This is a genomic window from uncultured Flavobacterium sp., assembly GCF_963922255.1.
Taxonomy (GTDB): domain Bacteria; phylum Bacteroidota; class Bacteroidia; order Flavobacteriales; family Flavobacteriaceae; genus Flavobacterium.
This window is the reverse complement of record NZ_CAWUIC010000012.1, coordinates 82,554-105,519: the sequence shown is the minus strand read 5'-3', so window position 1 is coordinate 105,519 and position 22,966 is coordinate 82,554. Positions and strand designations below refer to the sequence as shown.

Below are 22,966 nucleotides of genomic sequence, written 5' to 3'. Positions count from 1 at the left end.
ATCTGTGAATCTTTGGCTAAGTTTTAGCACAAAGTTCCGCATAGTTTAACACAGCATTACACAATTTTTTTTTTAAAGAACACAGGTGCATAATATCCTTAGGATTAAAAATTATTCTTATATAACTATAATAGGATTTATTTATCTATATAGTTAAGGACGGGTCAGGTCACTTTATTAGATATAGTTAAGGTATAGATAAAGTATAGATAGTGTATGGATAGTGTATGGATAAAGCATGGATAGTGTATTAAAAGTGAAAGAATCTTAGAACTCAAAAACACCATCAAAGTAATACCACTTAGCACCAACTTTTTTAAAAGTTGACTTTTCATGATGAACTTTAGGAGATAAACTTTCATCCAAATAATAAGCTTTGAATTCAACAGTATCATGAGCGGCTATAATAACCTCCAGTTTTATCCAACTGTTTTGTTTGGACCATTGTAAAATCTCAGATTTAGCATAGAATTTTCTCTCAGAGACATAAGTAGTCTCCATCAAATAATCGGCATCATGAAGGACATAAGCAGTATATCTGGAACGCATTAATTGTTCAGGAGTTGTTGGATATGAAACTCTTTTTAAGAAAGGCTCGCAACATTTTTCAAACGGTTCATTGGAATGGCAATGACAGTGTTTCATTTATTTTAAATAATTTTGTTTAATGGTTATAAAAGTAGTATTTGTATATATCAACTCGTGAATTACTTCTTTTTTTAATTTATTTAAATCATCATATACCAAGTAATTGCACCATTTATCTTCAAGTAATACTTCTTTACAAACTTTAATTCGTTTAGCGGTTTCAGAAGCATTTCTACAAACAGATTTTCCATCATATTTGGGATTGTCTTTATGTAAAAAATCAACGGTTTTAGTTGCAAAGTCAACTTGAATATAAAACAGATTCTCTTGTTCGTTATTGGGATAAAAATCACTCCAATTGGCATAACCGATTTTGGAGCTATTGTTTTTTGAACTTGTAGTTTTCATTGTACTTGAATCTAGCTTCCAACGGCAATTAGCAGCTCTACCCCAATGATTAGAAACTCTATACAAACCTTCTTCTACAAAATAATATTGGCTACCAGATTTGCTCGAATAATTAGGTATTAAATTATTTATGGTTTCCAATTCCACTTCTTTAAACACGCAAAAAGTATGTTTATGAAAATTATTTTTATGGTATAGCTTCATTTTCAAGGCAAGAATTTTATTTGTAACAAAAGTAACTTTTCAAATATAAAGATATGATGTATCTTTACAAAAATTAGACTTTTTACTATGAAACAAGAACTATTTGATTCTTACAACTATATTTTTGAAGAAGAACTCTTGGAAGAAATTTCAAGAATTGGTATCCATAAGCAGTTTAAAGCCAATGATTATCTAATTGAAATTGGAGATTACATCAAATCTATGCCGTTGCTTCTAAAGGGAGCTATTAAAATTCTTAGAGAGGATGAAGATGGCGATGAATTTCTATTGTATTTTTTAGAAAAAGGAGATACTTGTGCCATGACCTTAACTTGTTGCATGGGAGAATCTAAAAGTAAAATTAGAGCTGTGGCAGAAACTGATGGATCTTTAATTATGATTCCCGTTGAAAAAATGGAATACTGGTTAACTAAATATAAATCTTGGCGCAATTTTGTTTTTGATAGTTATTCTGTTCGTTTAAACGAAATGCTTGAAGCTATTGATACACTAGCGTTTATGAATTTAGATGAACGTTTGTATAAGTATTTAACAGACAAAGCAAAGGTATTAGGCAAAACAGAAATTCAAACAACGCATCAAGAAATTGCTTATGAAATGCATACTTCTAGAGTTGTAATTTCTAGATTATTGAAAGCTTTAGAATTGCGTGGTAAAATTAAACTAAATAGAAATAACATAGAAATTTTAGAATTTTGAGTGAAATATTTGGATACATTGGTGCGTTATTAATAGGTTTAATTCTTGGTTTAACCGGTGGTGGTGGATCTATTTTGACGGTACCCATTTTAGTATATGTATTGTTAATAAATCCCGTTATTGCAACAGCCTATTCTTTGTTTATTGTGGGTACTACTTCAGCTTTTGGAGCTACACAAAATTATTTAAAAGGTCGAGTTGATATCAAGATTGGAATTATGTTTGCTATTCCATCTTTTATTGCGGTGTTTTTAACACGTCGCTATTTGTTGCCCCTTATTCCTGATGAAATCATAGAAATAGACGGAAGTGTTTTAACAAAAGATGGTTTTTTAATGTTGCTTTTTGCTCTGGTGATGTTATTTGCTGCCTATTCAATGTTGAAAAAACCTAAACTAAATTTAAAAGAAATTACGCAAAAGAAATTCGTTAGTAAACTTGTTTTTCAAAACACTTTGATTGGTGTTGTAATAGGTCTAATTGGTGCTGGTGGTGGTTTTTTAATTATTCCTTCATTAGTTTTATTTGCCAAGTTGCCTATGAAAAAAGCAGTGGGTACTTCATTATTCATCATTACAATGAATTCCCTAATCGGTTTTTTAGGAGATATTCACAATCCTGAATTAGACTGGAACTTTCTATTGGCTTTCACGTCATTTTCTGTAATAGGTATCTTCATAGGAATTTATCTTAACAAATTCATAAATGAAAAGCAATTGAAAAAAGGTTTTGGTTACTTTGTACTAGCAATGTCGCTATTTATATTATTGAAAGAATTTTATTTTGTGTAACAAAACTTACACGCAAAACTTTTAAAAATTATTATTTTTACAAAAAACATATTATACAATGAAAATAGAACAAATTTATACTGGTTGCATCGCTCAGGCAGCCTATTACATAGAAAACAATGGTGAAGTTGCTATTTTTGATCCATTAAGAGAAGTGCAACCTTATATTGATAGAGCTAAAAAAGATAATGCCAAAATAAAGTACATCTTTGAAACACATTTTCATGCTGATTTCGTTTCTGGACATATTGATTTAGCGAATAAAACAGGGGCACAAATTGTATTTGGACCAACAGCAAAATGTGGTTATGACTGCTACACTGCAACAGATAATGAAGAATTTAAAGTTGGAAATTATACTGTAAAGGTAATTCACACACCTGGTCATACCATGGAGAGTACTTGCTTTTTGGTTTCTGATGAAAACGGAAAAGAACATGGAATAATTACAGGTGATACTTTATTCATAGGTGATGTAGGTCGTCCTGATTTAGCACAAAAAGTTGCAGCGGAATTAACTCAAGACAAATTAGCCGGATTACTGTATGATTCTTTACGCAATAAAATCATGCCTCTATCTGATGATTTAATAGTATATCCAAGTCATGGTGCAGGAAGTGCTTGTGGAAAAAACATGAGTAAAGAAACTACAGATACTTTGGGTAACCAAAAGAAGACAAATTACGCATTACGTGCCGATATGACTAAAGAAGAATTTAAATCTGAATTATTAGATGGACTAGCTCCTCCTCCAGCCTACTTTCCTCAGAACGTAATGATGAATATTAATGGTTATGAGAGTTTAGACAATATCATGACAAAAGCACATAAGCCTTTAACTCCAAAAGAGTTTGAAGCTATTGCCAATCAAACAGATGCTTTGGTACTTGATGTAAGGCATGAAAATGATTTTGTAAAAGAACATGTACCAAGTTCAATATTCATAGGACTTCATGGTGGATTTGCTCCTTGGGTAGGTGCTTTGATTGGTGATGTGAAGCAGCCCATTTTATTAATAACTCCAGAAGGCAAAGAAGAAGAAGCAATAACAAGACTTTCTCGAGTAGGTTTTGATAATACATTAGGTTATTTAAAAGGAGGTATTGAAGCTTGGAAAGCTGCAGGTTTTGAAACTGATAGTATAAATTCGGTATCACCAGAAGAATTTGAAAAAAACTATAAAGAAAACATAATTGTAGATTCGAGAAAACCTTCAGAATATAATGCTGAACATGTTGAAAATGCTTTAAATATTCCATTAGACTTTGTTAATGAGCAATTAGCCGAAGTGCCAAAAGAAGAATCTTTTTATATTCATTGTGCTGGTGGTTATCGTTCCGTAATTATGGCATCGATATTAAAATCTAGAGGGTATCACAATATGATTAATGTTGAAAAAGGAATGTCAGGTATCAGAGATACAAATGTTCCGTTAACAGATTTTGTTTGCCCTACTACTTTAAAAAAATAAATCCATGGTCTCTCTTATTTTATGATAAGATTATTAATTATATATATAATTTTAAATACATTTGCCAAAAATTAATTAAATATAAAAAATGAAAAAAATTGCAATCTTATTAGTTGCTGCACTTTCAGTAATTGCTTGTAAAAAAGAAGGATATGAAATTTCAGGTGTAGCAAAAGGTGTAGAAAATGGTAAACAAGTTTTTTTAGAAATTCAAAATGAAAAAGGACCTGTTACGCTTGACACAGCGGTTGTTGAAAGTGAAAAATTTAAATTCGATGGTAAACTAACTGAAGGAATTGAATTAGCTTTTGTTAGAATTGAATCATTAAATAATAGTATGCCAATAATTTTAGAAAACGGTGATATTAATTTAGAAATAAATAAAGATACCATTCAAAAATCTATCATTGGTGGTACTCCAAATAATGAAAAATTTTATGAATACAATAAGTCTTCGCAAGAGATAATTAATAGAATGCTTAAATTTCAAGAAGAAAATCAAGCAAAATTAGTTGCATCACAACAAAAGAATGACACTATAGTATACAAACAATTAATGGATCAGTATGGTAAGTTTCAAGATGAAATGAATTTACATTCAAAAGATTTTGTTACTAAAAACCCAAAAGCATTTATTTCTGTTTTGTTACTAGAAAACTTCTTATTAAGAAATTATTTGACTCCTGTAGAAATCAAAGAAATGTATGACAAACTGGATGTATCAATAAGAGAAACTAAAAGTGGAAAAAACATTAAAACGATGTTAGAGGCAATGTCTTCTGTTGAAATTGGAAGTGTTGCACCAGATTTCTCTGCTCCTTCACCAGATGGAAAGGTGATTTCGTTGAAAGAATCAATGGGTAAAGTTACTTTAATTGATTTTTGGGCATCATGGTGTGGTCCTTGTCGTCAAGAAAACCCAAATGTTGTAGCAATGTATAAGGAATTACATGATAAAGGTCTAAATATCATTGGTGTTTCTTTAGATAAAGAAGGAGACATGCAAAAATGGAAAGATGCTATTGCAAAAGATGGTTTAACTTGGAATCAAATTTCAAACTTAAAACACTGGAAAGAACCAATAGCTGAACAATATAATGTAAAGTCAATTCCTGCAACTTTCTTATTAGATGCTTCAGGGAAAATTGTAGCCAAAGATTTAAGAGGTGAAGAATTAAAAGCAAAAGTTAAAGAACTTTTAGGCGTTCAATAGTTCATTTCTTTCCCCGATAACATAAAAAATCCCATTACAAATAAGTAATGGGATTTTTTATTTATTTCATTTTCAAATGCTTATAAAATAAGTGTAAAGTTGTTGTAAAAAATGTTTGTTTACATCAAAAACTATCCTATATTTGCAGCCGTTAAAGCACTAAAGCTTGGGATTGGGGAGATACTCAAGCGGCCAACGAGGACGGACTGTAAATCCGTTGGGAAACCTTCGCAGGTTCGAATCCTGCTCTCCCCACAAAAAAAGCAACTCAATTGAGTTGCTTTTATATTTTATATCTTTTTTATAAATTTTTATTCCAGTTCAAAAGTAACAGAAACTGATGCGTTTATTTCAATTTCTCCAATCGCTAAAGTTTCTCTAGAAAACGAATCGCTTTCCATTGCCATAGCTTTCATTACACCTCTATAAACCGGTTGAGGATAGTTTGTTTGAGAATTATCATTAATCAACAATACTTTACCTAATTTTTGACCGTTTAAAACTGAAACATAATCTTCCGCTTTTGATTTGGCATCTAATAAAGCATTTTTACGAGCTTGTTTTTCTAGTTCTTTTATTTTTGATGATTTAAATTCAACACCCTGAATTCCATTAATACCTGTTTCAACCAACTCCATCATTAAATCGTCATATTTCGATAAATCCTTTAAATAAATAGAGATTGTTTGATTGGCTACATAATTTTTCTTCTTTGTATTGTAATCATAGTTTTGATATAAATTCATACGTTGGGTTTGAAAATCTTTGGAATCAATTCCTCTACTTTTTATCAGTTTTAAAACTTTATCTGCTATAATATCATTTGCTTTTTTAGCTTCTACTGCTTCTTTTGATGTATTTTCAATGGAAACTGATATCACTGCTTCATCAGGAACGACTTTTATCTTTCCTTCTCCTGAAACTGAAATTTGAGGAACTTGTTTTACTTCTTGCGCAAAAATTGTGCTTGTTGCCATAACTAAGAGTACTATAATTTTTTTCATAATAATTGTTTTTCTATTGAAATTCAAATTGCATGCCAAATTATCTTATAACTTATTTGTTTTATGCAAATAGAACAAAATTATAATCGGAATAGCTAATAAAACAACCATTTGAGTATTATCATAAATCATATGAGGCTCTTTGGCCAAAGTAATAATATAACCTCCAATTGCCCCTCCAAAATGAGCTGTGTGACCTATATTATCTCTCTTAGCTTTCATTCCATAAATTGAATACAGTAAATAACCAATTCCGAAAACATATCCTGGAATACCTATTGGAATAAAAAACAGATACAAATCCATTTCAGGATAAAGTAAAATTGCACTATAAATAATTCCTGTAACTGCTCCAGAAGCTCCAACAGCTCTATAATGGTATTCATCTTTATGAAAATAATACGTCAATAAACTTCCACAGACTAAACTTCCAAAATAGATGTACAAAAACCATAAATCTGTAAATTGATTTAGTAAAATTGGAGCAAAAAAATACAAAGTCAACATATTAAAAGCTAAATGAGCCATGTCAACATGCAAAAAACCAGAAGTTAACATTCTAATTTGTTCACCAGCTCTAATACTCCCAATATGGAACTCGTATTTTCTAAAAAATAATTGATCATTAAACCCTTTGTAGCTTATAATTACATTTATAGCGATAATTGAAATAAGTAATATATCCATTAATTTCGTTTTTTGTAAATGTAAAAAAATTGAAGTAATGCTATACTATAATTTATAAGTATATTTGTAAAAATTTTTAATAATGCAGTTTTTAATTTTTATCATTTTATACCCAATTTTGTGGTTGATTTCAATCTTACCTTTTAGGTTACTGTACCTATTATCAGACTTTGTTTATTTTATAGTTTATAGAATTATTAAATATAGAAAGCGAATTGTAAGAGAGAATTTAGCAATGGCTTTGCCTCATTTAACCAAGGCTGAACGAGATGTAATTGAAAAAAAGTTCTACAAACACATGTGTGATTTGTTTTTAGAAATGATAAAAACATTAACCATATCTAAAAAAGAAATGGAAAAAAGATATAAGTTCACAAACATTGAAGTCTATCATGATTTAGAAAAAAGAGGTAAGAGTATAGCTTTACTTTGTGCGCATTACGCTAGTTATGAATGGTTAGTTTCTATGAATCGCTACATTACATTCAAAGGCTATGGGATCTATAAAAAGATAGCCAATAAATATTTTGATAAATTAGTACATGACATTCGTTCTAAATTCAAGGCTACTTTGATTTCAACAAAAGAAACTGCCGATACAATTGCTGAAAATTATGAAAAAGGAATTTTAAGCTTATATGGTTTTGCTAGTGACCAATCTCCAAAAGTAGACAAAGCGTTACTTTGGCATTCTTTCATGGGAATTGTTACTCCAGTTCATACTGGAGCTGAATTTTTAGCTAAAAGATATGACATGAATTTGATTTTCTTAAGAGCTAAAAAGGTCAAAAGAGGTTACTATGAAGCAACTTTTGAATTAATGGCAGAAAACCCAAGCGAAACCAAACGTTTTGAAATAACAAAAGATTACATTGAACGTGTTGAAGCACAAATTTATGAAGCTCCAGAGTTTTATTTATGGACACACAAACGTTGGAAACATAGAAAGTAAATTATGAAAAAAATTGTTTTATTAGCTGTAGTATTAATCTTTTATTCATGTACTACATATACAATTCCAGTGGAAAGTTTTAAAGCTCAATTTTCAAAATTTGATACTATTCAAAAAAGAGAAAGAGTTATAAGCAACCCTTTAACGTATGGAAATTTAAAATATATGACTAATAATATTTTAATGATAAATGTTATTGATAAAAACAACAATCCTTTAACGATAAGAAATTCTCCTTCATTAGAAATGAGAATCACGAAAAAAAATGGAAAAAAAAATGTTTTTTATTTTGATACTGTTACGCTAGAAAATGATACTTTGAAAGGAAGCCAATCTAGATTTTTGCCTAATCTCAAAAAAGAAATTCCTTTTGATCATATTTTTAAAATTGAAATACAGGAAGGTGGTAAAAAGTATAGTTATGAAAATTAAAACTTAAACAATTCTTCCACTAAATCATAATCATTAGCAACATTTCCTTTATAATCAAACTCATTGGTTTTTGAATTATATTGATAATCCTTTGACCATTCCTGGTGATTTTGAGCTAATTCTTTAATACTATCACAAACAAATTGAATTTCTTCTGTAGTAGTTGTTGGATGAATTGACATTCTAATCCATCCTGGTTTTTGAATTAAATCACCCGAAGTTATTTGGCAAACCAAATTATGAGAAGTTTCTTGGTCTACGTGGAGTAAATAATGACCATAAGTTCCTGCACAACTACATCCACCACGTGATTGAATTCCGAATCTGTCATTTAATAATTTTACACCTAAATTAAAGTGCAAATCATCAATGTAAAACGAAATTACCCCTAAACGTTCTTTTTGATTTTTAGCTAAAATATTGATGTTTTCAACATTTCCTAAGGTTTCAAAAATATAGTCAACAATTTCGTGTTCTCTTTCTAAAATATTTTGAACACCCATTTGCTCTTTCAACTGAATGGCCAAAGCTGTTTTAATCACTTGAAGAAAACCTGGAGTTCCACCATCTTCTCTATCTTCAATGTTGTCAATGTATTTGTGTTCTCCCCAAGGATTTGTCCAAGAAACAGTTCCTCCACCAGGGCAATCAGGCACATTATTTTTATATAAGTTTTTATTAAAAAGCATTACTCCAGAAGTTCCTGGTCCTCCTAAAAATTTATGTGGAGAAAAGAAAATAGCATCTAAATAAGCTTCTTTATCTGCTGGATGCATGTTTATTTCCACATAAGGTCCAGAACACGCAAAATCTACAAAACATACTCCATTATTTTGGTGCATAATTTTGGCTACTTCGTAATAAGGAGTAATAATTCCTGTTACGTTAGAACATGATGTGATAGAAGCAATTTTAAAACTTCTATCTTTATATTGATCTACTAATTTTTTAAACTCATTAAGACAAAACAATCCATCGTTATCAGCAGGAATTATAACAACATCTGCAATAGTTTCCAACCAAGAAGTCTGATTAGAATGATGTTCCATATGTGAAATGAAAACTACTGGTTTTATAGCACCTGGAATTGTAGTATATTCTTTTAAATTTTCTGGAATTCTTAAGCCTAAAATACGTTGCAGTTTATTGACAACACCTGTCATTCCAGTTCCAAAATTAATTAGAACATCATCTTCATTGGCATTAACGTGTTTTTTAATGATGTTCTTTGCTTTGTGATACGCAATAGTCATCGTTTTTCCTGTAACAGAAGTTTCAGTATGTGTATTGGCTACGAATGGTCCGAAATCATTACAAATTTTTTCTTCAATTGGACGATATAATCTTCCACTTGCTGTCCAATCTGTATAAATAATCGGTTTTTTTCCAAAAGGAGTTTCAAATTGTTGGTCTATTCCAATAATATTATTTCTAAATTTTTGGAAATATTCTTCTAATTGAGTTTTATTTTGAATTGTATTCATAGTCGATTGTTTGTGCAAAAATAAGTTATATTTAAGAAAAAGTCAGTTAATTAAATAAAAAAAACCTTCATATAGAAGGTTTTTTTGTTATATTTTCAACTTTAAATTTATTTAATAAATTCAATTTTTTGTGTTTCTTCAATGTTTATACTGTCAAAAAAACCTTGTTCGTTCATCCAATCGTCACTAAATATTTTACTCATATAACGTGAACCATGATCAGGAAAAACAACAACAACATTACTGTTCTCATTAAATTCATTTTCTTGAGCAAACTGTTTAACTGCTTGAAAAGCTGCTCCTGAAGTATATCCTACAAAAAGTCCTTCTGTTTTGGCTAATTCTCTAGCTGTGTGAGCACTTTCTTCGTCTGTAACTTTCATAAATTGATCAATTACATCAAAATCTGTTGCAGTTGGAATCAAGTTCTTTCCTAAACCTTCTATTCTGTATGGATAAATCTCATTGTTGTCAAATTCTTTTGTTTCGTGGTATTTTTTCAACACTGAACCAAAAGCATCAACTCCTAAAATTCTAATATTTGGATTTTGTTCTTTTAAAAATTTTGCAGCACCAGAGATTGTTCCTCCTGTTCCACTACAAGCAACTAAATGTGTAATTTGTCCTTTAGTTTGCTCCCAAATTTCTGGACCGGTAGTTTTGTAATGCGCATCAATATTTAATTGGTTAAAATATTGATTGATATACACTGAACCTTTAGTTTCTTCATGCAAACGTTTTGCCACATTATAGTAAGAACGCTCATCATCTGCTGAAACATGAGCTGGACAAACATAAACCTTAGCACCCATTGTACGCAGCATATCAATTTTATCCTTAGATGATTTTGAGCTAACTGCTAAAATACAATTGTATCCTTTAATGATACTTACCATCGCAATACTAAAACCGGTATTTCCAGAAGTAGTTTCAATAATGGTATCACCTGGTGTTAAAATTCCCTGCCTTTCAGCCTCTTCAATAATATATAGTGCAATTCTATCTTTTGTGGAGTGACCTGGATTAAAGGCTTCTACTTTAGCGTAAAAATTTCCTTTTAAATTTTCAGTAACTTTATTAAGCTTAATTAGAGGAGTATTTCCTATAAGTTCTAAAACGTTATTATAAGCGTTTATTTGTTCTTTCATAAATAATATGTTAGTCAAGGTAAACTTTTATAGATTTTTTTTGATAACCTTAAAACCTTGCAAATTTATAAAAATTTTTTATTATTTCTCAATTCCTTCCAAATCTAATAGAAAACTGAATTCTTTAGCCGTTTCTTTTAATGCTTCAAAACGTCCTGAAGCTCCACCATGACCTGCATCCATGTTAGTATTTAAAAGTAGAATATTTTTATCAGTTTTTTTTGTTCGTAACTTTGCAACCCATTTAGCTGGTTCCCAATATTGCACTTGAGAATCATGTAAACCTGTAGTTACTAACATATTAGGATAGTCTTGTGTTTTTATGTTATCATATGGTGAATAAGACTTCATATAATCATAATACACTTTATCGTTAGGATTTCCCCATTCATCATATTCTCCAGTAGTTAATGGAATTGTATCATCTAACATGGTTGTTACAACATCCACAAAAGGGACTTGTGCAATGACTCCATTATATAATTCAGGTGCGATATTTACTACAACACCCATCAATAAACCACCAGCTGAACCACCTTCAGCATATAAATGTTTGGGTGAAGTATATTTTTGACCAATTAGATATTTTGAACAATCCACAAAGTCTGTAAAAGTGTTCATCTTCTTTAATAATTTTCCGTTTTCATACCATTCTCTTCCTAAATCTTCTCCACCTCTAATATGAGCAATTGCGTAAATAAAACCTCTATCTAAAAGACTTAATCTAGTAGTAGAAAAGTAGGCATCCATTGAGTAACCATAAGAACCATAAGCATATTGAAGAACCGGATTAATTCCGTTTTTTTTCATGCCTTTTCTGTATACTAATGAAATAGGAATCTTAGTTCCATCTTTGGCTGTAGCCCATACTCTTTCTTCAACATAATTGTTTTTATCAAACTTTCCACCTAAAACCTCTTGTTCTTTTAAAACTTTCTTCTCTTTTGTTTTCATGTTGAAATCAATAACAGAAGAAGGTGTTGTTAATGATTGATAACCATATCGAAGAATATCAGTATCAAAATCAGGATTAGTAGTTGTATAAGCAGTATAGGTTTCACTTTCAAAAGGTAAATAATAAGCACCTACTCCACTCCAAGGTCTAATTTGAATTTTATGCAATCCATTTGTTCTTTCTTCAACAACTAAATAATCTTTAAAAATATCAATGCCTTCTAATAGCGTTTCTTTTCTGTGTGGAATAACTTCCGTCCAATTTTCTTGCAAAGTAGTTTTTTCATTCGTTTTCATCAACTTAAAGTTCGTGGCATTATCTTTATTAGTTACAATATAAAAGCTATCACCAAAATGAGAAATACTGTATTCTAAACCTCTAATACGTTTTTGAAAATATCTAAATTTCCCTGTTGGATTATCTGATTCTAAAATTTGATATTCATTGGTTAAAGTACTTGAAGAACCAATAACTAAATATTTTTTTGACTTTTCTTTGTAAACAAACGTATTAAAAGTATCATCTTTTTCTTCATAAATCAAAACATCAGCAGTAGAAGGTGTATTGATAGTATGTCTATATATTTTATCTGAACGCAAGGTTTTGGGATCATTCTTTACATAAAAAATAGTTTTATTATCGCTTGCCCAAGTTGCACCACCGCTTGTATTTAATATCTTTTCTGGAAGGATTTCATTGGTTTCTAAATTCTTAATTTGAATAGTGTATTGTCTTCTTGAAACTAAATCCACTCCAAAAGAAACCCATTTGTTATCTTCACTAACACTTAAGCCATTTAAACTGAAGTAAGAATGTCCTTTCGCCATTTCATTACAGTTGAAAATAATTTCTTCTTTTGCATCTAAACTTCCTTTTTTTCTTGAATAAATTGGATAATCTTGACCTTTTTCAAATCGAGTCATGTAGTAATACCCATTGTAAAAATAAGGAACAGACTCATCATCTTCCTTAATTCTTGACTTCATTTCTTCAAATAAATCTTTTTGAAATGCTTTGGTATGAGCTGTAATTTTGTCGTAATATTCGTTTTCTTTAGTCAAATAGTCAATAACTTCTGGATTTTCTCTATCATTTAACCAATAATAAGGATCATTTCTTTTATCACCATGTTTTTCTAAAATTGTATCTTTAACTTTTGCCATAGGAGGCACAATATTCTGACTCATTTTTGATTCTTTATTTTTTTTACAAGAAGATGCAAAAATAAGGCATATTGCCATAATAAAAAGGTTGTTTTTCATATTTTTTAAGTTGATTATCTATTGCAATTTAGTAATTTTGTTTTCTAATCAATAAATAAATTATCAACAATGTTTGGAGATATGATGAATATGATGGGTAAACTTAAAGAAACCCAACAAAAAGTAGAAGAAACTAAAAAAAGGCTAGATCACGTTTTAGTAGATGAACAAAGTAATGATGGTCTTTTAAAAGTTACTTTAACTGCAAACAGAACAGTTAAAAATGTTTCAGTAAGTGAAGAGTTACTAGCTGATAAAGAAATGCTTGAAGATTATTTGGTTACAGTTTTCAACAAAGCGATTGAAAAAGCAACGAACGTAAATGAAACAGAATTAGCTGCTGTAGCTAAAGAAGGTATGCCAAATATTCCTGGAATGGATATGTTTGGATAAAATTAAAAAATCCCAAAAATCACTTTTTTAAATGACTTTTGGGATTTTTTTATAGTTTGAAATCTTAAAAATGAAACTTACTCAATGTTTCTTTTACATAAGTATGCATCACTTCTTTATAGTCTAAATGAGTTACAATTCTCAATTTTCCATGACCCATTGAACTTATGTGAATATTTTTAAGTTTTAATTTCTCTAAAAATGATTTCTCATCAATGGCAGGATTCAATTTGAAAATAATAATATTAGTTTCAACAGGTTCTACTTTTTCAACCCATGAAAAAGAAGTTAACAACTCTCCTAGTTCCATTGCTTTTTTATGGTCTTCTTCTAATCTAGTAACGTTATTTTCCAAAGCATATAATCCAGCTGCAGCTAAGTAGCCTGATTGACGCATATTTCCTCCAAATACTTTTCGGATTCTCAAAGCACGTTTCATGTCTTCTTTAGAACCTAATAAAATAGAACCAACTGGAGCACCTAACCCTTTTGAAAAACAAACTGAAATAGTATCAAATAATTTTCCAAATTCTCTTGGATGTTGTTTTTTGGCTACAATTGCATTCCACAAGCGAGCACCATCTAAATGGTATTTTAAGTTGTTATCATCGCAAACTTGTTTGATTTTTTTCAATTCATTCAACTCATAACAAGCACCACCACCTTTGTTGGTTGTATTTTCAATACTTACTAACGAAGTTAAAGGAGCATGGTAAAATTCAGGATCATTAATTCCTTCTTTCACTAAATCAGCAGTTATTAAACCTCTACTCCCATCAACCAAATTACAAGAAATTCCGCTGTTAAAAGAAGCTCCACCAGCTTCATAATGATAAATATGAGAATACTTATCACAAATAACTTGTTCACCAGGATTGGTATGCAATTTTAAAGCCGTTTGGTTTGCCATTGTTCCTGAAGGAAAAAAAAGAGCCGCTTCCATTCCAAATAAATCGGCTACTGTTTCTTCAAAAAGATTGACAGTAGGATCAGATTTATAAACATCATCTCCCACTTTTGCATTAAACATTTTTTGTAACATGGCAACACTTGGTTTTGTAACCGTATCGCTAATTAAATTTATTTCCATAGAATCAAAAGGAATCACTATTTTTGTGGGGTAAAATTACATAAATTATGATAAACACAGAACAAATTAAGGATATTATTAATCGCCTCGGTGCGTTAAGGAGGTATCTTTGACGTCGATAGAAAATTAATTGAAATTGCTAACGAAGAAGAGAAAACTTTTGCCCCTGACTTTTGGAATAACGCAAAAGAAGCGGAAATTGTTGTAAGAGACTTGCGTTCCAAGAAAAAATGGGTAGAAGATTACACCAAAGCTGTTGAAATGAATGAAGAACTTCAGATTATGATGGATTTTCATAAAGAAGGAGAAATGTCAGATGAAGAAGTAGAGGCTTATTACAATGAGCTAATTATACATATTGAAGATATTGAGTTTAGAAATATGCTTTCCGATGAAGGTGATAGTCTAAGTGCTGTACTTCAAATTACGGCTGGTGCTGGTGGAACAGAAAGTTGTGATTGGGCTTCCATGTTAATGCGAATGTACATGATGTGGGCCGAAAAGCAAAAATTCAAAATCAAAGAATTAAACTACCAAGAAGGTGATGTTGCAGGAATTAAAACTGTAACCTTAGAAATTGAAGGAGAGTATGCCTTTGGTTATCTAAAAGGTGAAAATGGAGTTCATCGATTAGTTCGAATTTCTCCTTTTGATAGTAATGCCAAACGTCATACCTCTTTTGCTTCGGTTTATGTTTATCCTTTGGTGGACGATACTATTGAAATTGAAATCAATCCAGCTGATATTGAGATTACTACAGCTCGTTCAAGCGGTGCTGGTGGTCAAAATGTGAATAAGGTTGAGACAAAAGTGCAATTATACCATAAACCATCAGGTATCCAAATTCAATGTTCTGAAACGCGTTCTCAACACGACAACCGTAATAGAGCTATGCAAATGCTAAAGTCACAATTGTACGAAATTGAATTAAAAAAACAATTGGAACAACGAAATGACATTGAAGCTGGTAAAATGAAAATTGAATGGGGTTCACAAATCAGAAATTACGTAATGCAGCCTTATAAATTGGTTAAAGACGTAAGAACTGGAGCTGAAACTAGTGATGTTGATGCAGTTATGAATGGTGACATTGACAAATTCTTAAAAGCCTATTTGATGTTGATGGGACAGAAAGATGAAGAATAAATTTTCAAATAAATAAAATCATAAACCTTTCTTAATTGAAGGGTTTATTTTTTTACATAAACTGTTAAATATCCTAAAAATTCATTTCAATTTAAATACTTTTTATATATTTAACTAAGAATTATTTATTTATGGGAAGTCTTAAACAATTATTACATCAACCTTCACTTACAAAAGAAAAATCACTAAAAACTTTAGTCGAAAATAGAACTGTCTATTCGCTAAACAATTGCGAATTGAATTTATTTGAAACGTATGAAACTTCTCAAAAGGTTCCTTTAAAATTCAATGATTTAGTGGTTACAAGTATGCTTCGTGGTAAAAAAGTAATGCACTTGTTTGACGATCCCGAGTTTGATTATTTACCAGGAGAAACTGTTTTAATTCCGTCTAATGTAGAAATGAAAATCGATTTTCCTGAAGCTACAAAAAACAATCCTACACAATGCTTAGCTTTAGCCATTGACCAAATGAAAATTCAAGAAACCTTGAGTTTTTTAAATGAAAGGTATCCTAAAGAAGGAAAAGGAAATTTTTGGAAGCTAGATTATGAAAATTATTTCTTTTACAACAATTTAGAACTAAGCACAACTATCAATAAGTTGATAAAAGAATGCATGAGTACTTCAATTACAAAAGACGCTTTAGCGGATTTGACTTTACAAGAACTTTTAGTAAGAATTATTCAGTCGCAAAATATTAGAGCTATTGAAACTAATAATTTATTAGACCTTAATAACCCTATTGTTCCTGTAATGGAATACATTAGAAGTAATATTCGCGAAAATTTTAATTTAAAAGATTTAAGTGAGAAAGCATGTATGAGTACGACTTCATTCTACCGTTTTTTCAAAAGAGAACTAGGTATGAGTCCCATTGAATTCATCCTAAATGAAAAAATAAAATATGCCAAATCCTTATTAAAAAACCCAAAACTACAAATAAATGAAGTTTGTTTTGAATCGGGTTTTGATGATTGCAATTATTTCATTCGTTTATTCAAAAAGCATGAAGGTATTACTCCAAAACAATACCAACTTTTGTACATTAATTAATCTTCTAAATAAGTTAAAGGCTCTAAATTAGTTGCTTCATCTTCAGTAAATAGTCTCGAATGAATGATAAATCTTTTCCCATAAGGAATTTCTAAAGAAAAGCTTGCACCTCTTCCATCCACAACATCTAAAGTTAAATGCGTGTGTTTCCAATATTCAAATTGATCTTTACTCATCCAAAATTTGCAATTTTCAATTGTTCCTAAACAAACGTCACTCTGTCCTATTTTAAAATCTCCCAAAGCAAAACACATAGGTTGAGAACCATCACAACAACCACCACTTTGATGAAATAGTAAGTCGCCATTTCGTTCTTTCAATTGGGCGATTAACTCGTTGGCTTTTGCTGTACTTTCTATTCGTTTAAACATATTTTATTAAATTAAAAAACCTAACAGCTTTTAGACTGCTAGGTTTGTTATAAAAATCTTTAACTACTAAAAGAAACCTAGTTTATTTTTATCATAAGAAATAAGCATGTTTTTAGTATTTCTGTAGTGCTCTAACATCATCTTATGATTTTCTCTACCAAATCCTGATTTTTTATACCCACCAAAAGGTGCATGAGCTGGATAAGCATGATAATTATTCACCCAAACTCTTCCTGCTTCAATGGCTCTTGGCACTTGATATAATTCGTGTGCATCTCTTGTCCAAACACCAGCTCCTAATCCGTATAAAGTGTCGTTTGCAATTTCAATAGCTTCTTCTACCGTTTTGAAAGTTGTTACACAAACTACAGGTCCAAAAATCTCTTCTTGAAAAATTCTCATCTTGTTCGTTCCTTTAAAAACTGTTGGTTGAATGTAATAACCTGTACTTAATTCTCCATCCAAATGATTGGCTTCTCCACCGACTAAAACTTCTGCACCTTCTTCTTTACCAATTTTTAAGTACGATTGTATTTTTTCATATTGATCGTTGGAAGCTTGAGCACCCATCATTACTGTTGCATCTAACGGATGTCCAATTTTTATAGCTTTTACTCGTTCAATTACTCTAGACATAAACTTGTCATAAATATCTTCTTGCACTAAAATTCTTGATGGACAAGTACAAATTTCTCCTTGATTTAAAGCAAACATTACTGCTCCTTCTACTGCTTTATCAAAGAAGGCATCATCTGCAGCAGCTACTGAACTAAAGAAAATATTAGGTGACTTTCCACCCAATTCCATAGTGGAAGGAATAATATTTTCCGATGCATATTGTAAAATTAAACGACCAGTTGTAGTTTCACCTGTAAAAGAGACTTTTTTAATTCTAGGTGAAGAAGCTAAAGGTTTTCCAGCTTCAATTCCAAATCCATTCACTATATTAATAACACCTGCTGGTAAAACATCTTTAATTAAATCCATAAATACTAAAATGGATGTTGGAGTCTGTTCTGCAGCTTTAACTACGGTACAATTTCCAGCAGCAATGGCTGGTGCAATTTTCCATGTTGCCATTAGTAGAGGAAAATTCCACGGAATAATTTGTCCAACAACTCCCAAAGGTTCGTGCAAGCAAATACTTACAGTATGTTCATCATGTTCAGATATGGTTCCTTCTTCTGCACGAATTACACCTGCAAAATACCTAAAATGATCAATACACAAAGGCAAATCGGCTGCCATGGTTTCTCGTAATGCTTTTCCATTATCTATGGTTTCTACAGTTGCTAAATATTCTAAATTAGCTTCCATGATGTCGGCAATTTGATTTAACACCTTACTTCTATAAGCTGGTGACGATTTTCCCCATGTTTTAAATGCCTCTTCCGCAGCATCAATAGCTAGTTCAATATCTTCTTTTGAAGAACGAGCTACTTTTGTAAAAGGTTTACCGTCTATGGGAGATATGTTGTCAAAATATTCTCCTTTCACTGGAGGAACAAATTTTCCACCAATAAAATTATCATACTTTTCTTGAAACTTTGGTCTTTCTTTTATTTTACTCATAATTTATGATTTTTTAGTTTTTTCAAAGCTACTCGTATCATTTCATAAAAAATAGCACAAATCATTCAATAAATAGCATTAATTTATCATTATGATAATTTTAACAACTTTTTATTGAATTATAAATATTTAAAATCGCTAAAAATTGTTATTTATTAATTGAAAGAATTAAATCAATTTGATTAATTTAGCAATCCTTAAAAACAATAGTACTAAATGGATTTAAATTTCAATAAAAACGAAGATCACAATAAACTCTTAGTTTCCGACATGAAACAAAAACTAGCTCAAGTTAAATTGGGTGGTGGACAAAAACGTATTGATAAATTACACGCAGAAGGCAAAATGACGGCTCGTGAGCGTATTGATTATCTTTTGGATGAAAAATCAAAAAGTATTGAAATCGGAGCTTTTGTTGGTGAAGGAATGTATGAAGAACACGGTGGTTGTCCTTCTGGTGGTGTTGTGGTTAAAATTGGTTATGTTTCCGGAAAACAATGTATTGTTGTAGCCAATGATGCTACCGTAAAAGCTGGTGCCTGGTTTCCAATTACAGGAAAAAAGAATCTTCGTGCGCAAGAAATTGCTATGGAAAACAGATTGCCAATCATCTATTTAGTGGATTCAGCTGGAGTTTATTTACCCATGCAAGACGAAATTTTTCCAGATAAAGAACATTTTGGAAGAATTTTTAGAAATAATGCCATTATGAGCAGCATGGGAATTACACAAATTGCTGCTGTTATGGGAAGTTGTGTAGCTGGTGGAGCGTACTTACCAATCATGAGTGATGAAGCTTTAATAGTAGATAAAACTGGAAGTATTTTCTTGGCAGGAAGTTATTTGGTAAAAGCGGCTATTGGAGAATCTATTGATAATGAAACCCTTGGTGGAGCAACAACCCATTGTGAAATTTCTGGTGTTACAGATTTCAAAGCCAAAGATGACAAAGATGCTTTAGACCGAATAAAAAATATTGTTGGAAAAATTGGAGATTATGACAAAGCAGGTTTCAACCGTGAAAAACCTAAAAAACCAGCTTTAGAACCAAAAGACATTTACGGAATATTACCAAAAGCTCGTAACGAACAATACGATATGATGGAAATCATCAAAAGATTGGTTGATAATTCAGAATTTGATGAATACAAAGAAGGATATGGACAAACTATAATTACTGGTTATGCTCGTATTGACGGTTGGGCTGTTGGAATTGTTGCCAATCAAAGGAAAATTGTAAAAACTACAGCTGCAAAAACCAAACCCAGTGAAATGCAATTTGGTGGTGTAATCTATTCGGATTCAGCCGATAAAGCCACTCGATTTATTGCGAATTGCAACCAAAAGAAAATTCCGTTAGTCTTTTTACAAGACGTGACTGGTTTCATGGTGGGAAGCAAATCTGAACATGGAGGAATCATTAAAGATGGCGCTAAAATGGTAAATGCAGTTTCGAATTCAGTGGTACCAAAATTTACTGTTGTAGTTGGAAATTCTTATGGAGCAGGAAATTATGCCATGTGTGGAAAAGCCTATGATCCAAGATTAATTTTTGCATGGCCAAGTGCAGAGTTAGCCGTAATGGGTGGAGCTCAAGCTGCAAAAGTATTAATGCAAATTGAAGCTTCAACACTTAAAAAACAAGGGAAAGTTGTAGATGAAAAAGTAGAACAAGAATTATTCGATAAAATCAAAGCGCGTTATGACGAACAAGTTTCACCATATTATGCAGCTTCTCGCTTATGGACAGATGGAATTATTGACCCTTTAGACACAAGAACTTGGATTTCTATGGGAATTGAAGCGGCAAACCACTCTCCTATTGAGAAAAAATTTAATTTGGGTGTAATTCAGGTTTAAGTATGAAAAAAGTATTAACTATTTTAATTTGTATGTTGTTTATTAATTGTTCTAGTGATGATAGTAAGATCAATTCAGAAAAATTAGTTGGCAAATGGGTAAATTCAGCATATTTTATTGATAATGTAGAGTATAATAATCTTGACTGTCAAAAAAAAGAATTAGAATTTTATTCTAATAACAATACATTTCAAACTAATTATTATGCTGATGCAAATTTGGATTGTAAAGCGAATAGAATTAAAACAGTCAATTGGTCAAAAATTGATGAGAATATGTATTCTTTTGAGTATATTACGTATTATACAATAGAAGACCCTTATTATCATTCAGCTTATTTTGAAAATGCTTCGATACAAAATAATACTTTAACAGTTAATTTAGTTAGAATTATTAATAGTGGTAATGACTTAATTAAAATAAAATATGTCTTTAAAAGAAAATAAAAAATAACATATTTTTAACAATATATGCTATTTAAAACTTAATGAGTACATTTTTTCAACCTTTCAATACTTCTATTTCAGGAATAGCTTTACCTGATAAATTTACATTTCCATTTTATTATGAACCTAATGAGTTAAGCTTAATTGCTTCCAATGAATTGCAAAATTATTTAGAAAACCAAACCGATTTTGGCCATAATTTTGGATTAGATGAAACGCAAAAAGGTTTAGTAATTGGAAAAATGTTTGGAGTTTTAATTTGTCAAAATGAAGCTGGTGAAATCGGACAATTATGGGCTTTTTCTGGAAAATTGGCTGATTCAAATCATCATGATAAGTTTGTTCCAACGGTTTACGATATGTTGGATGAAAAAGCTTTTTATAAAATAGGTGAAAACGAATTAAATCAAATCACCAAACAAATTGAAACCCTAAAAAATTCAGATGAATTTAAAAATGCTTTCAAAAATTTAGAAAATACTAAAAAAGAAGCTTTTAACGATATTCAAAAGCAAAAAAATAATATAAAAGTTCAGAAAAAGTTACGTGATGACATTCGAAAAACTGATTCATATAACGAAGAAGAACTAAAAGAAACTAGTAAACAAGAAGGAATTCTGTTAAAAAAAATGACACAATTCTGGAATTACAAAATAGAAGCTGCTCAAAAAGAATTCGACTTAATAAATTCAAAGATTGAAGCTTTAAAAATAGATAGAAAACAAAAATCTGCTCATTTACAACAAAGGCTTTTTGCTGAATATGCATTTCAAAATCAATATGGAAAACTAAAAAGTATTGGAGAAATTTTTGAAGAAAACCCACCAGCTGGTGCAGGAGAATGTGCTGCACCAAAGTTATTGCATTATGCTTTTGCCAATAAACTTAAACCTATTGCCATGGCTGAATTTTGGTGGGGAAAATCTCCAAATTCCGAAATCAGAAAACACAAACAATTTTATCCAGCTTGTAAAAGTAAATGTGAACCTATTTTAATGCAACACATGTTGGATGGTTTAGAAATGGAAGAAAATCCTTTTGAAAATAATCCTGCAAAAGGAAAAGATATTTCAATTGTTTATGATGATGAACATTTAGTTCTTATCAACAAACCTGCAGAGTTCTTGTCTGTTCCAGGAAAACAAATAAAAGACTCTGTTTACCAAAGAGTTGCAACTTTATATCCAAATGCAACTGGACCCTTAATTGTACATCGATTAGACATGTCAACTTCTGGAATCATGATTTTGGCTAAAAGCGAAGAAATATATAAAGCATTACAAAGTCAATTCATTAAAAGAACTATTAAGAAAAGATATGTAGCATTATTAGATGGAATTATTCAAGAAAATAAAGGTTTTATAGATTTTCCATTAAGAGTTGATTTAGACGATAGACCAAGACAATTAGTTTGCTACGAACACGGAAAAACAGCTCAAACGCATTGGGAAAAAATTGAAGTTAAAGACAATAAAACCAAAGTCTATTTTTATCCCATTACAGGTAGAACACATCAATTGCGAGTACATGCTTCACATGAATTAGGGTTAAAAACCCCAATTGTAGGTGATGATTTGTATGGAAAAAAAGCCAACAGACTTCATCTTCATGCAGAACAATTGACTTATGTGCATCCTATTTTAAAAAAAGAAATGACTTTTACAGTAGAAGCTGAATTTTGATAGTTAGGTTACACAAAGTCACTCAAAGTTTA

The 22,966-nt window shown here is 30.7% G+C and carries 22 protein-coding genes and 1 tRNA gene; 13 read left to right on the top strand and 10 right to left on the bottom strand.

Going from position 1 to position 22,966, the window contains the following annotated elements; translation table 11 throughout:
* Positions 1–267 precede the first annotated feature (267 nt).
* Both AABJ49_RS10800 and AABJ49_RS10795 read right to left on the bottom strand, forming a co-directional pair.
* On the bottom strand, positions 268–645 hold the full coding sequence (locus AABJ49_RS10800) for a YchJ family metal-binding protein (RefSeq protein WP_338378288.1): 378 nt from the start codon (positions 643–645) through the stop codon (positions 268–270).
* Complete coding sequence (locus tag AABJ49_RS10795) at positions 646–1,200, bottom strand: hypothetical protein (RefSeq protein WP_338378287.1); 555 nt, start codon at positions 1,198–1,200, stop codon at positions 646–648. It abuts the gene before it with no gap.
* An 87-nt stretch (positions 1,201–1,287) separates the two neighbouring features.
* On the opposite strand from AABJ49_RS10795, the gene AABJ49_RS10790 reads away from it, so the two are divergent.
* The 5 genes from AABJ49_RS10790 (at position 1,288) to AABJ49_RS10770 (ending at position 5,650) form a co-directional block, all read left to right on the top strand.
* Positions 1,288–1,920, top strand: coding sequence for a Crp/Fnr family transcriptional regulator (locus tag AABJ49_RS10790; RefSeq protein ID WP_338378286.1), 633 nt, complete (start codon positions 1,288–1,290; stop codon positions 1,918–1,920).
* Positions 1,917–2,711: a sulfite exporter TauE/SafE family protein gene (locus AABJ49_RS10785; RefSeq protein WP_338378285.1), complete on the top strand. Its 795-nt coding sequence runs from the start codon at positions 1,917–1,919 to the stop codon at positions 2,709–2,711. The genes AABJ49_RS10790 and AABJ49_RS10785 overlap by 4 nt, the downstream gene beginning before the upstream one ends.
* Before the next feature lie 58 nt (positions 2,712–2,769).
* Positions 2,770–4,182 carry an MBL fold metallo-hydrolase gene (locus tag AABJ49_RS10780; protein ID WP_338378284.1) on the top strand — a complete coding sequence of 471 codons (1,413 nt, stop codon included), beginning with the start codon at positions 2,770–2,772 and terminating at the stop codon, positions 4,180–4,182.
* An 88-nt stretch (positions 4,183–4,270) separates the two neighbouring features.
* The gene (locus AABJ49_RS10775) at positions 4,271–5,395 is read left to right on the top strand and encodes a TlpA disulfide reductase family protein (protein ID WP_338378283.1); all 1,125 of its coding nucleotides are present in this window, start codon (positions 4,271–4,273) and stop codon (positions 5,393–5,395) included.
* Positions 5,396–5,569: 174 nt separating this feature from the next.
* Positions 5,570–5,650 (top strand) — tRNA-Tyr (locus tag AABJ49_RS10770).
* 56 nt (positions 5,651–5,706) lie between these two features.
* On the opposite strand, the gene AABJ49_RS10765 is transcribed toward AABJ49_RS10770, so the two are convergent.
* Together AABJ49_RS10765 and AABJ49_RS10760 are read right to left on the bottom strand one after the other, a co-directional pair.
* On the bottom strand, positions 5,707–6,399 hold the full coding sequence (locus AABJ49_RS10765) for an SIMPL domain-containing protein (RefSeq protein WP_338378282.1): 693 nt from the start codon (positions 6,397–6,399) through the stop codon (positions 5,707–5,709).
* Positions 6,400–6,444: 45 nt separating this feature from the next.
* Positions 6,445–7,086: a rhomboid family intramembrane serine protease gene (locus AABJ49_RS10760; RefSeq protein ID WP_338378281.1), complete on the bottom strand. Its 642-nt coding sequence runs from the start codon at positions 7,084–7,086 to the stop codon at positions 6,445–6,447.
* Positions 7,087–7,168: 82 nt separating this feature from the next.
* Here AABJ49_RS10760 and AABJ49_RS10755 point away from each other — a divergent pair, with 82 nt between their 5' ends.
* On the top strand, positions 7,169–8,038 hold the full coding sequence (locus AABJ49_RS10755) for a lysophospholipid acyltransferase family protein (protein WP_338378280.1): 870 nt from the start codon (positions 7,169–7,171) through the stop codon (positions 8,036–8,038).
* A gap of 3 nt (positions 8,039–8,041) precedes the next feature.
* A complete protein-coding gene (locus tag AABJ49_RS10750; RefSeq protein WP_338378279.1) occupies positions 8,042–8,470 on the top strand; it encodes a hypothetical protein in 429 nt (142 codons plus the stop codon).
* On the opposite strand, the gene AABJ49_RS10745 is transcribed toward AABJ49_RS10750, so the two are convergent.
* The 3 genes from AABJ49_RS10745 to AABJ49_RS10735 all read right to left on the bottom strand — a co-directional run bounded on the left by AABJ49_RS10745 (position 8,467) and on the right by AABJ49_RS10735 (position 13,244).
* Positions 8,467–9,954 carry an aminotransferase class V-fold PLP-dependent enzyme gene (locus tag AABJ49_RS10745; protein WP_338378278.1) on the bottom strand — a complete coding sequence of 496 codons (1,488 nt, stop codon included), beginning with the start codon at positions 9,952–9,954 and terminating at the stop codon, positions 8,467–8,469. The genes AABJ49_RS10750 and AABJ49_RS10745 overlap by 4 nt on opposite strands.
* Before the next feature lie 107 nt (positions 9,955–10,061).
* A complete protein-coding gene (locus AABJ49_RS10740; protein ID WP_338378277.1) occupies positions 10,062–11,102 on the bottom strand; it encodes a cysteine synthase family protein in 1,041 nt (346 codons plus the stop codon).
* 81 nt (positions 11,103–11,183) lie between these two features.
* On the bottom strand, positions 11,184–13,244 hold the full coding sequence (locus AABJ49_RS10735; protein WP_338378276.1) for a S9 family peptidase: 2,061 nt from the start codon (positions 13,242–13,244) through the stop codon (positions 11,184–11,186).
* A gap of 144 nt (positions 13,245–13,388) precedes the next feature.
* Here AABJ49_RS10735 and AABJ49_RS10730 point away from each other — a divergent pair, with 144 nt between their 5' ends.
* Positions 13,389–13,712, top strand: coding sequence for a YbaB/EbfC family nucleoid-associated protein (locus AABJ49_RS10730; RefSeq protein WP_338378275.1), 324 nt, complete (start codon positions 13,389–13,391; stop codon positions 13,710–13,712).
* Between the two features lie 64 nt (positions 13,713–13,776).
* Here the strand turns inward: AABJ49_RS10730 and AABJ49_RS10725 are convergent, their stop codons facing one another.
* On the bottom strand, positions 13,777–14,802 hold the full coding sequence (locus tag AABJ49_RS10725; protein ID WP_338378274.1) for a GntG family PLP-dependent aldolase: 1,026 nt from the start codon (positions 14,800–14,802) through the stop codon (positions 13,777–13,779).
* Positions 14,803–14,849: 47 nt separating this feature from the next.
* On the opposite strand from AABJ49_RS10725, the gene prfB reads away from it, so the two are divergent.
* Both prfB and AABJ49_RS10715 read left to right on the top strand, forming a co-directional pair.
* Positions 14,850–15,948, top strand: a protein-coding gene (prfB, locus tag AABJ49_RS10720; RefSeq protein ID WP_338378273.1) for a peptide chain release factor 2 whose coding sequence is annotated in 2 segments (ribosomal slippage) — positions 14,850–14,912 and positions 14,914–15,948 — 1,098 coding nt in all. Because the reading frame shifts where the segments join, the coding sequence is not laid out codon by codon here.
* A gap of 131 nt (positions 15,949–16,079) precedes the next feature.
* Positions 16,080–17,003, top strand: a complete 924-nt coding sequence (locus tag AABJ49_RS10715; protein WP_338378272.1) for an AraC family transcriptional regulator — start codon at positions 16,080–16,082, stop codon at positions 17,001–17,003.
* Here AABJ49_RS10715 and AABJ49_RS10710 read toward each other — a convergent pair.
* On the bottom strand, positions 17,000–17,374 hold the full coding sequence (locus AABJ49_RS10710; protein WP_338378271.1) for a DUF779 domain-containing protein: 375 nt from the start codon (positions 17,372–17,374) through the stop codon (positions 17,000–17,002). The two genes, AABJ49_RS10715 and AABJ49_RS10710, sit on opposite strands and share 4 nt — an antisense overlap.
* A gap of 66 nt (positions 17,375–17,440) precedes the next feature.
* On the bottom strand, positions 17,441–18,946 hold the full coding sequence (locus tag AABJ49_RS10705) for an aldehyde dehydrogenase family protein (protein WP_338378270.1): 1,506 nt from the start codon (positions 18,944–18,946) through the stop codon (positions 17,441–17,443).
* A gap of 216 nt (positions 18,947–19,162) precedes the next feature.
* Between AABJ49_RS10705 and AABJ49_RS10700 the strand changes: the two genes are divergently transcribed.
* Genes AABJ49_RS10700 through AABJ49_RS10690 form a run of 3 tightly spaced genes read left to right on the top strand, consistent with a single transcriptional unit; the run spans position 19,163 to position 22,934 of the window.
* A complete protein-coding gene (locus AABJ49_RS10700; RefSeq protein ID WP_338378269.1) occupies positions 19,163–20,806 on the top strand; it encodes a carboxyl transferase domain-containing protein in 1,644 nt (547 codons plus the stop codon).
* Between the two features lie 2 nt (positions 20,807–20,808).
* Positions 20,809–21,252 carry a lipocalin family protein gene (locus tag AABJ49_RS10695; RefSeq protein WP_338378268.1) on the top strand — a complete coding sequence of 148 codons (444 nt, stop codon included), beginning with the start codon at positions 20,809–20,811 and terminating at the stop codon, positions 21,250–21,252.
* Positions 21,253–21,293: 41 nt separating this feature from the next.
* Positions 21,294–22,934, top strand: coding sequence for a pseudouridine synthase (locus AABJ49_RS10690; protein ID WP_338378267.1), 1,641 nt, complete (start codon positions 21,294–21,296; stop codon positions 22,932–22,934).
* The last annotated feature ends 32 nt before the right edge of the window (positions 22,935–22,966 follow it).

Coding starts and splice junctions, on each gene's coding strand:
- AABJ49_RS10800 (WP_338378288.1), bottom strand. CDS start 645: ATGAAACACTGTCATTGCCATTCCAATGAACCGTTTGAAAAATGTTGC.
- AABJ49_RS10795 (WP_338378287.1), bottom strand. CDS start 1,200: ATGAAGCTATACCATAAAAATAATTTTCATAAACATACTTTTTGCGTG.
- AABJ49_RS10790 (WP_338378286.1), top strand. CDS start 1,288: ATGAAACAAGAACTATTTGATTCTTACAACTATATTTTTGAAGAAGAA.
- AABJ49_RS10780 (WP_338378284.1), top strand. CDS start 2,770: ATGAAAATAGAACAAATTTATACTGGTTGCATCGCTCAGGCAGCCTAT.
- AABJ49_RS10775 (WP_338378283.1), top strand. CDS start 4,271: ATGAAAAAAATTGCAATCTTATTAGTTGCTGCACTTTCAGTAATTGCT.
- AABJ49_RS10765 (WP_338378282.1), bottom strand. CDS start 6,399: ATGAAAAAAATTATAGTACTCTTAGTTATGGCAACAAGCACAATTTTT.
- AABJ49_RS10760 (WP_338378281.1), bottom strand. CDS start 7,086: ATGGATATATTACTTATTTCAATTATCGCTATAAATGTAATTATAAGC.
- AABJ49_RS10755 (WP_338378280.1), top strand. CDS start 7,169: ATGCAGTTTTTAATTTTTATCATTTTATACCCAATTTTGTGGTTGATT.
- AABJ49_RS10750 (WP_338378279.1), top strand. CDS start 8,042: ATGAAAAAAATTGTTTTATTAGCTGTAGTATTAATCTTTTATTCATGT.
- AABJ49_RS10745 (WP_338378278.1), bottom strand. CDS start 9,954: ATGAATACAATTCAAAATAAAACTCAATTAGAAGAATATTTCCAAAAA.
- AABJ49_RS10740 (WP_338378277.1), bottom strand. CDS start 11,102: ATGAAAGAACAAATAAACGCTTATAATAACGTTTTAGAACTTATAGGA.
- AABJ49_RS10735 (WP_338378276.1), bottom strand. CDS start 13,244: ATGAGTCAGAATATTGTGCCTCCTATGGCAAAAGTTAAAGATACAATT.
- AABJ49_RS10730 (WP_338378275.1), top strand. CDS start 13,389: ATGTTTGGAGATATGATGAATATGATGGGTAAACTTAAAGAAACCCAA.
- AABJ49_RS10725 (WP_338378274.1), bottom strand. CDS start 14,802: ATGGAAATAAATTTAATTAGCGATACGGTTACAAAACCAAGTGTTGCC.
- AABJ49_RS10715 (WP_338378272.1), top strand. CDS start 16,080: ATGGGAAGTCTTAAACAATTATTACATCAACCTTCACTTACAAAAGAA.
- AABJ49_RS10710 (WP_338378271.1), bottom strand. CDS start 17,374: ATGTTTAAACGAATAGAAAGTACAGCAAAAGCCAACGAGTTAATCGCC.
- AABJ49_RS10705 (WP_338378270.1), bottom strand. CDS start 18,946: ATGAGTAAAATAAAAGAAAGACCAAAGTTTCAAGAAAAGTATGATAAT.
- AABJ49_RS10700 (WP_338378269.1), top strand. CDS start 19,163: ATGGATTTAAATTTCAATAAAAACGAAGATCACAATAAACTCTTAGTT.
- AABJ49_RS10695 (WP_338378268.1), top strand. CDS start 20,809: ATGAAAAAAGTATTAACTATTTTAATTTGTATGTTGTTTATTAATTGT.
- AABJ49_RS10690 (WP_338378267.1), top strand. CDS start 21,294: ATGAGTACATTTTTTCAACCTTTCAATACTTCTATTTCAGGAATAGCT.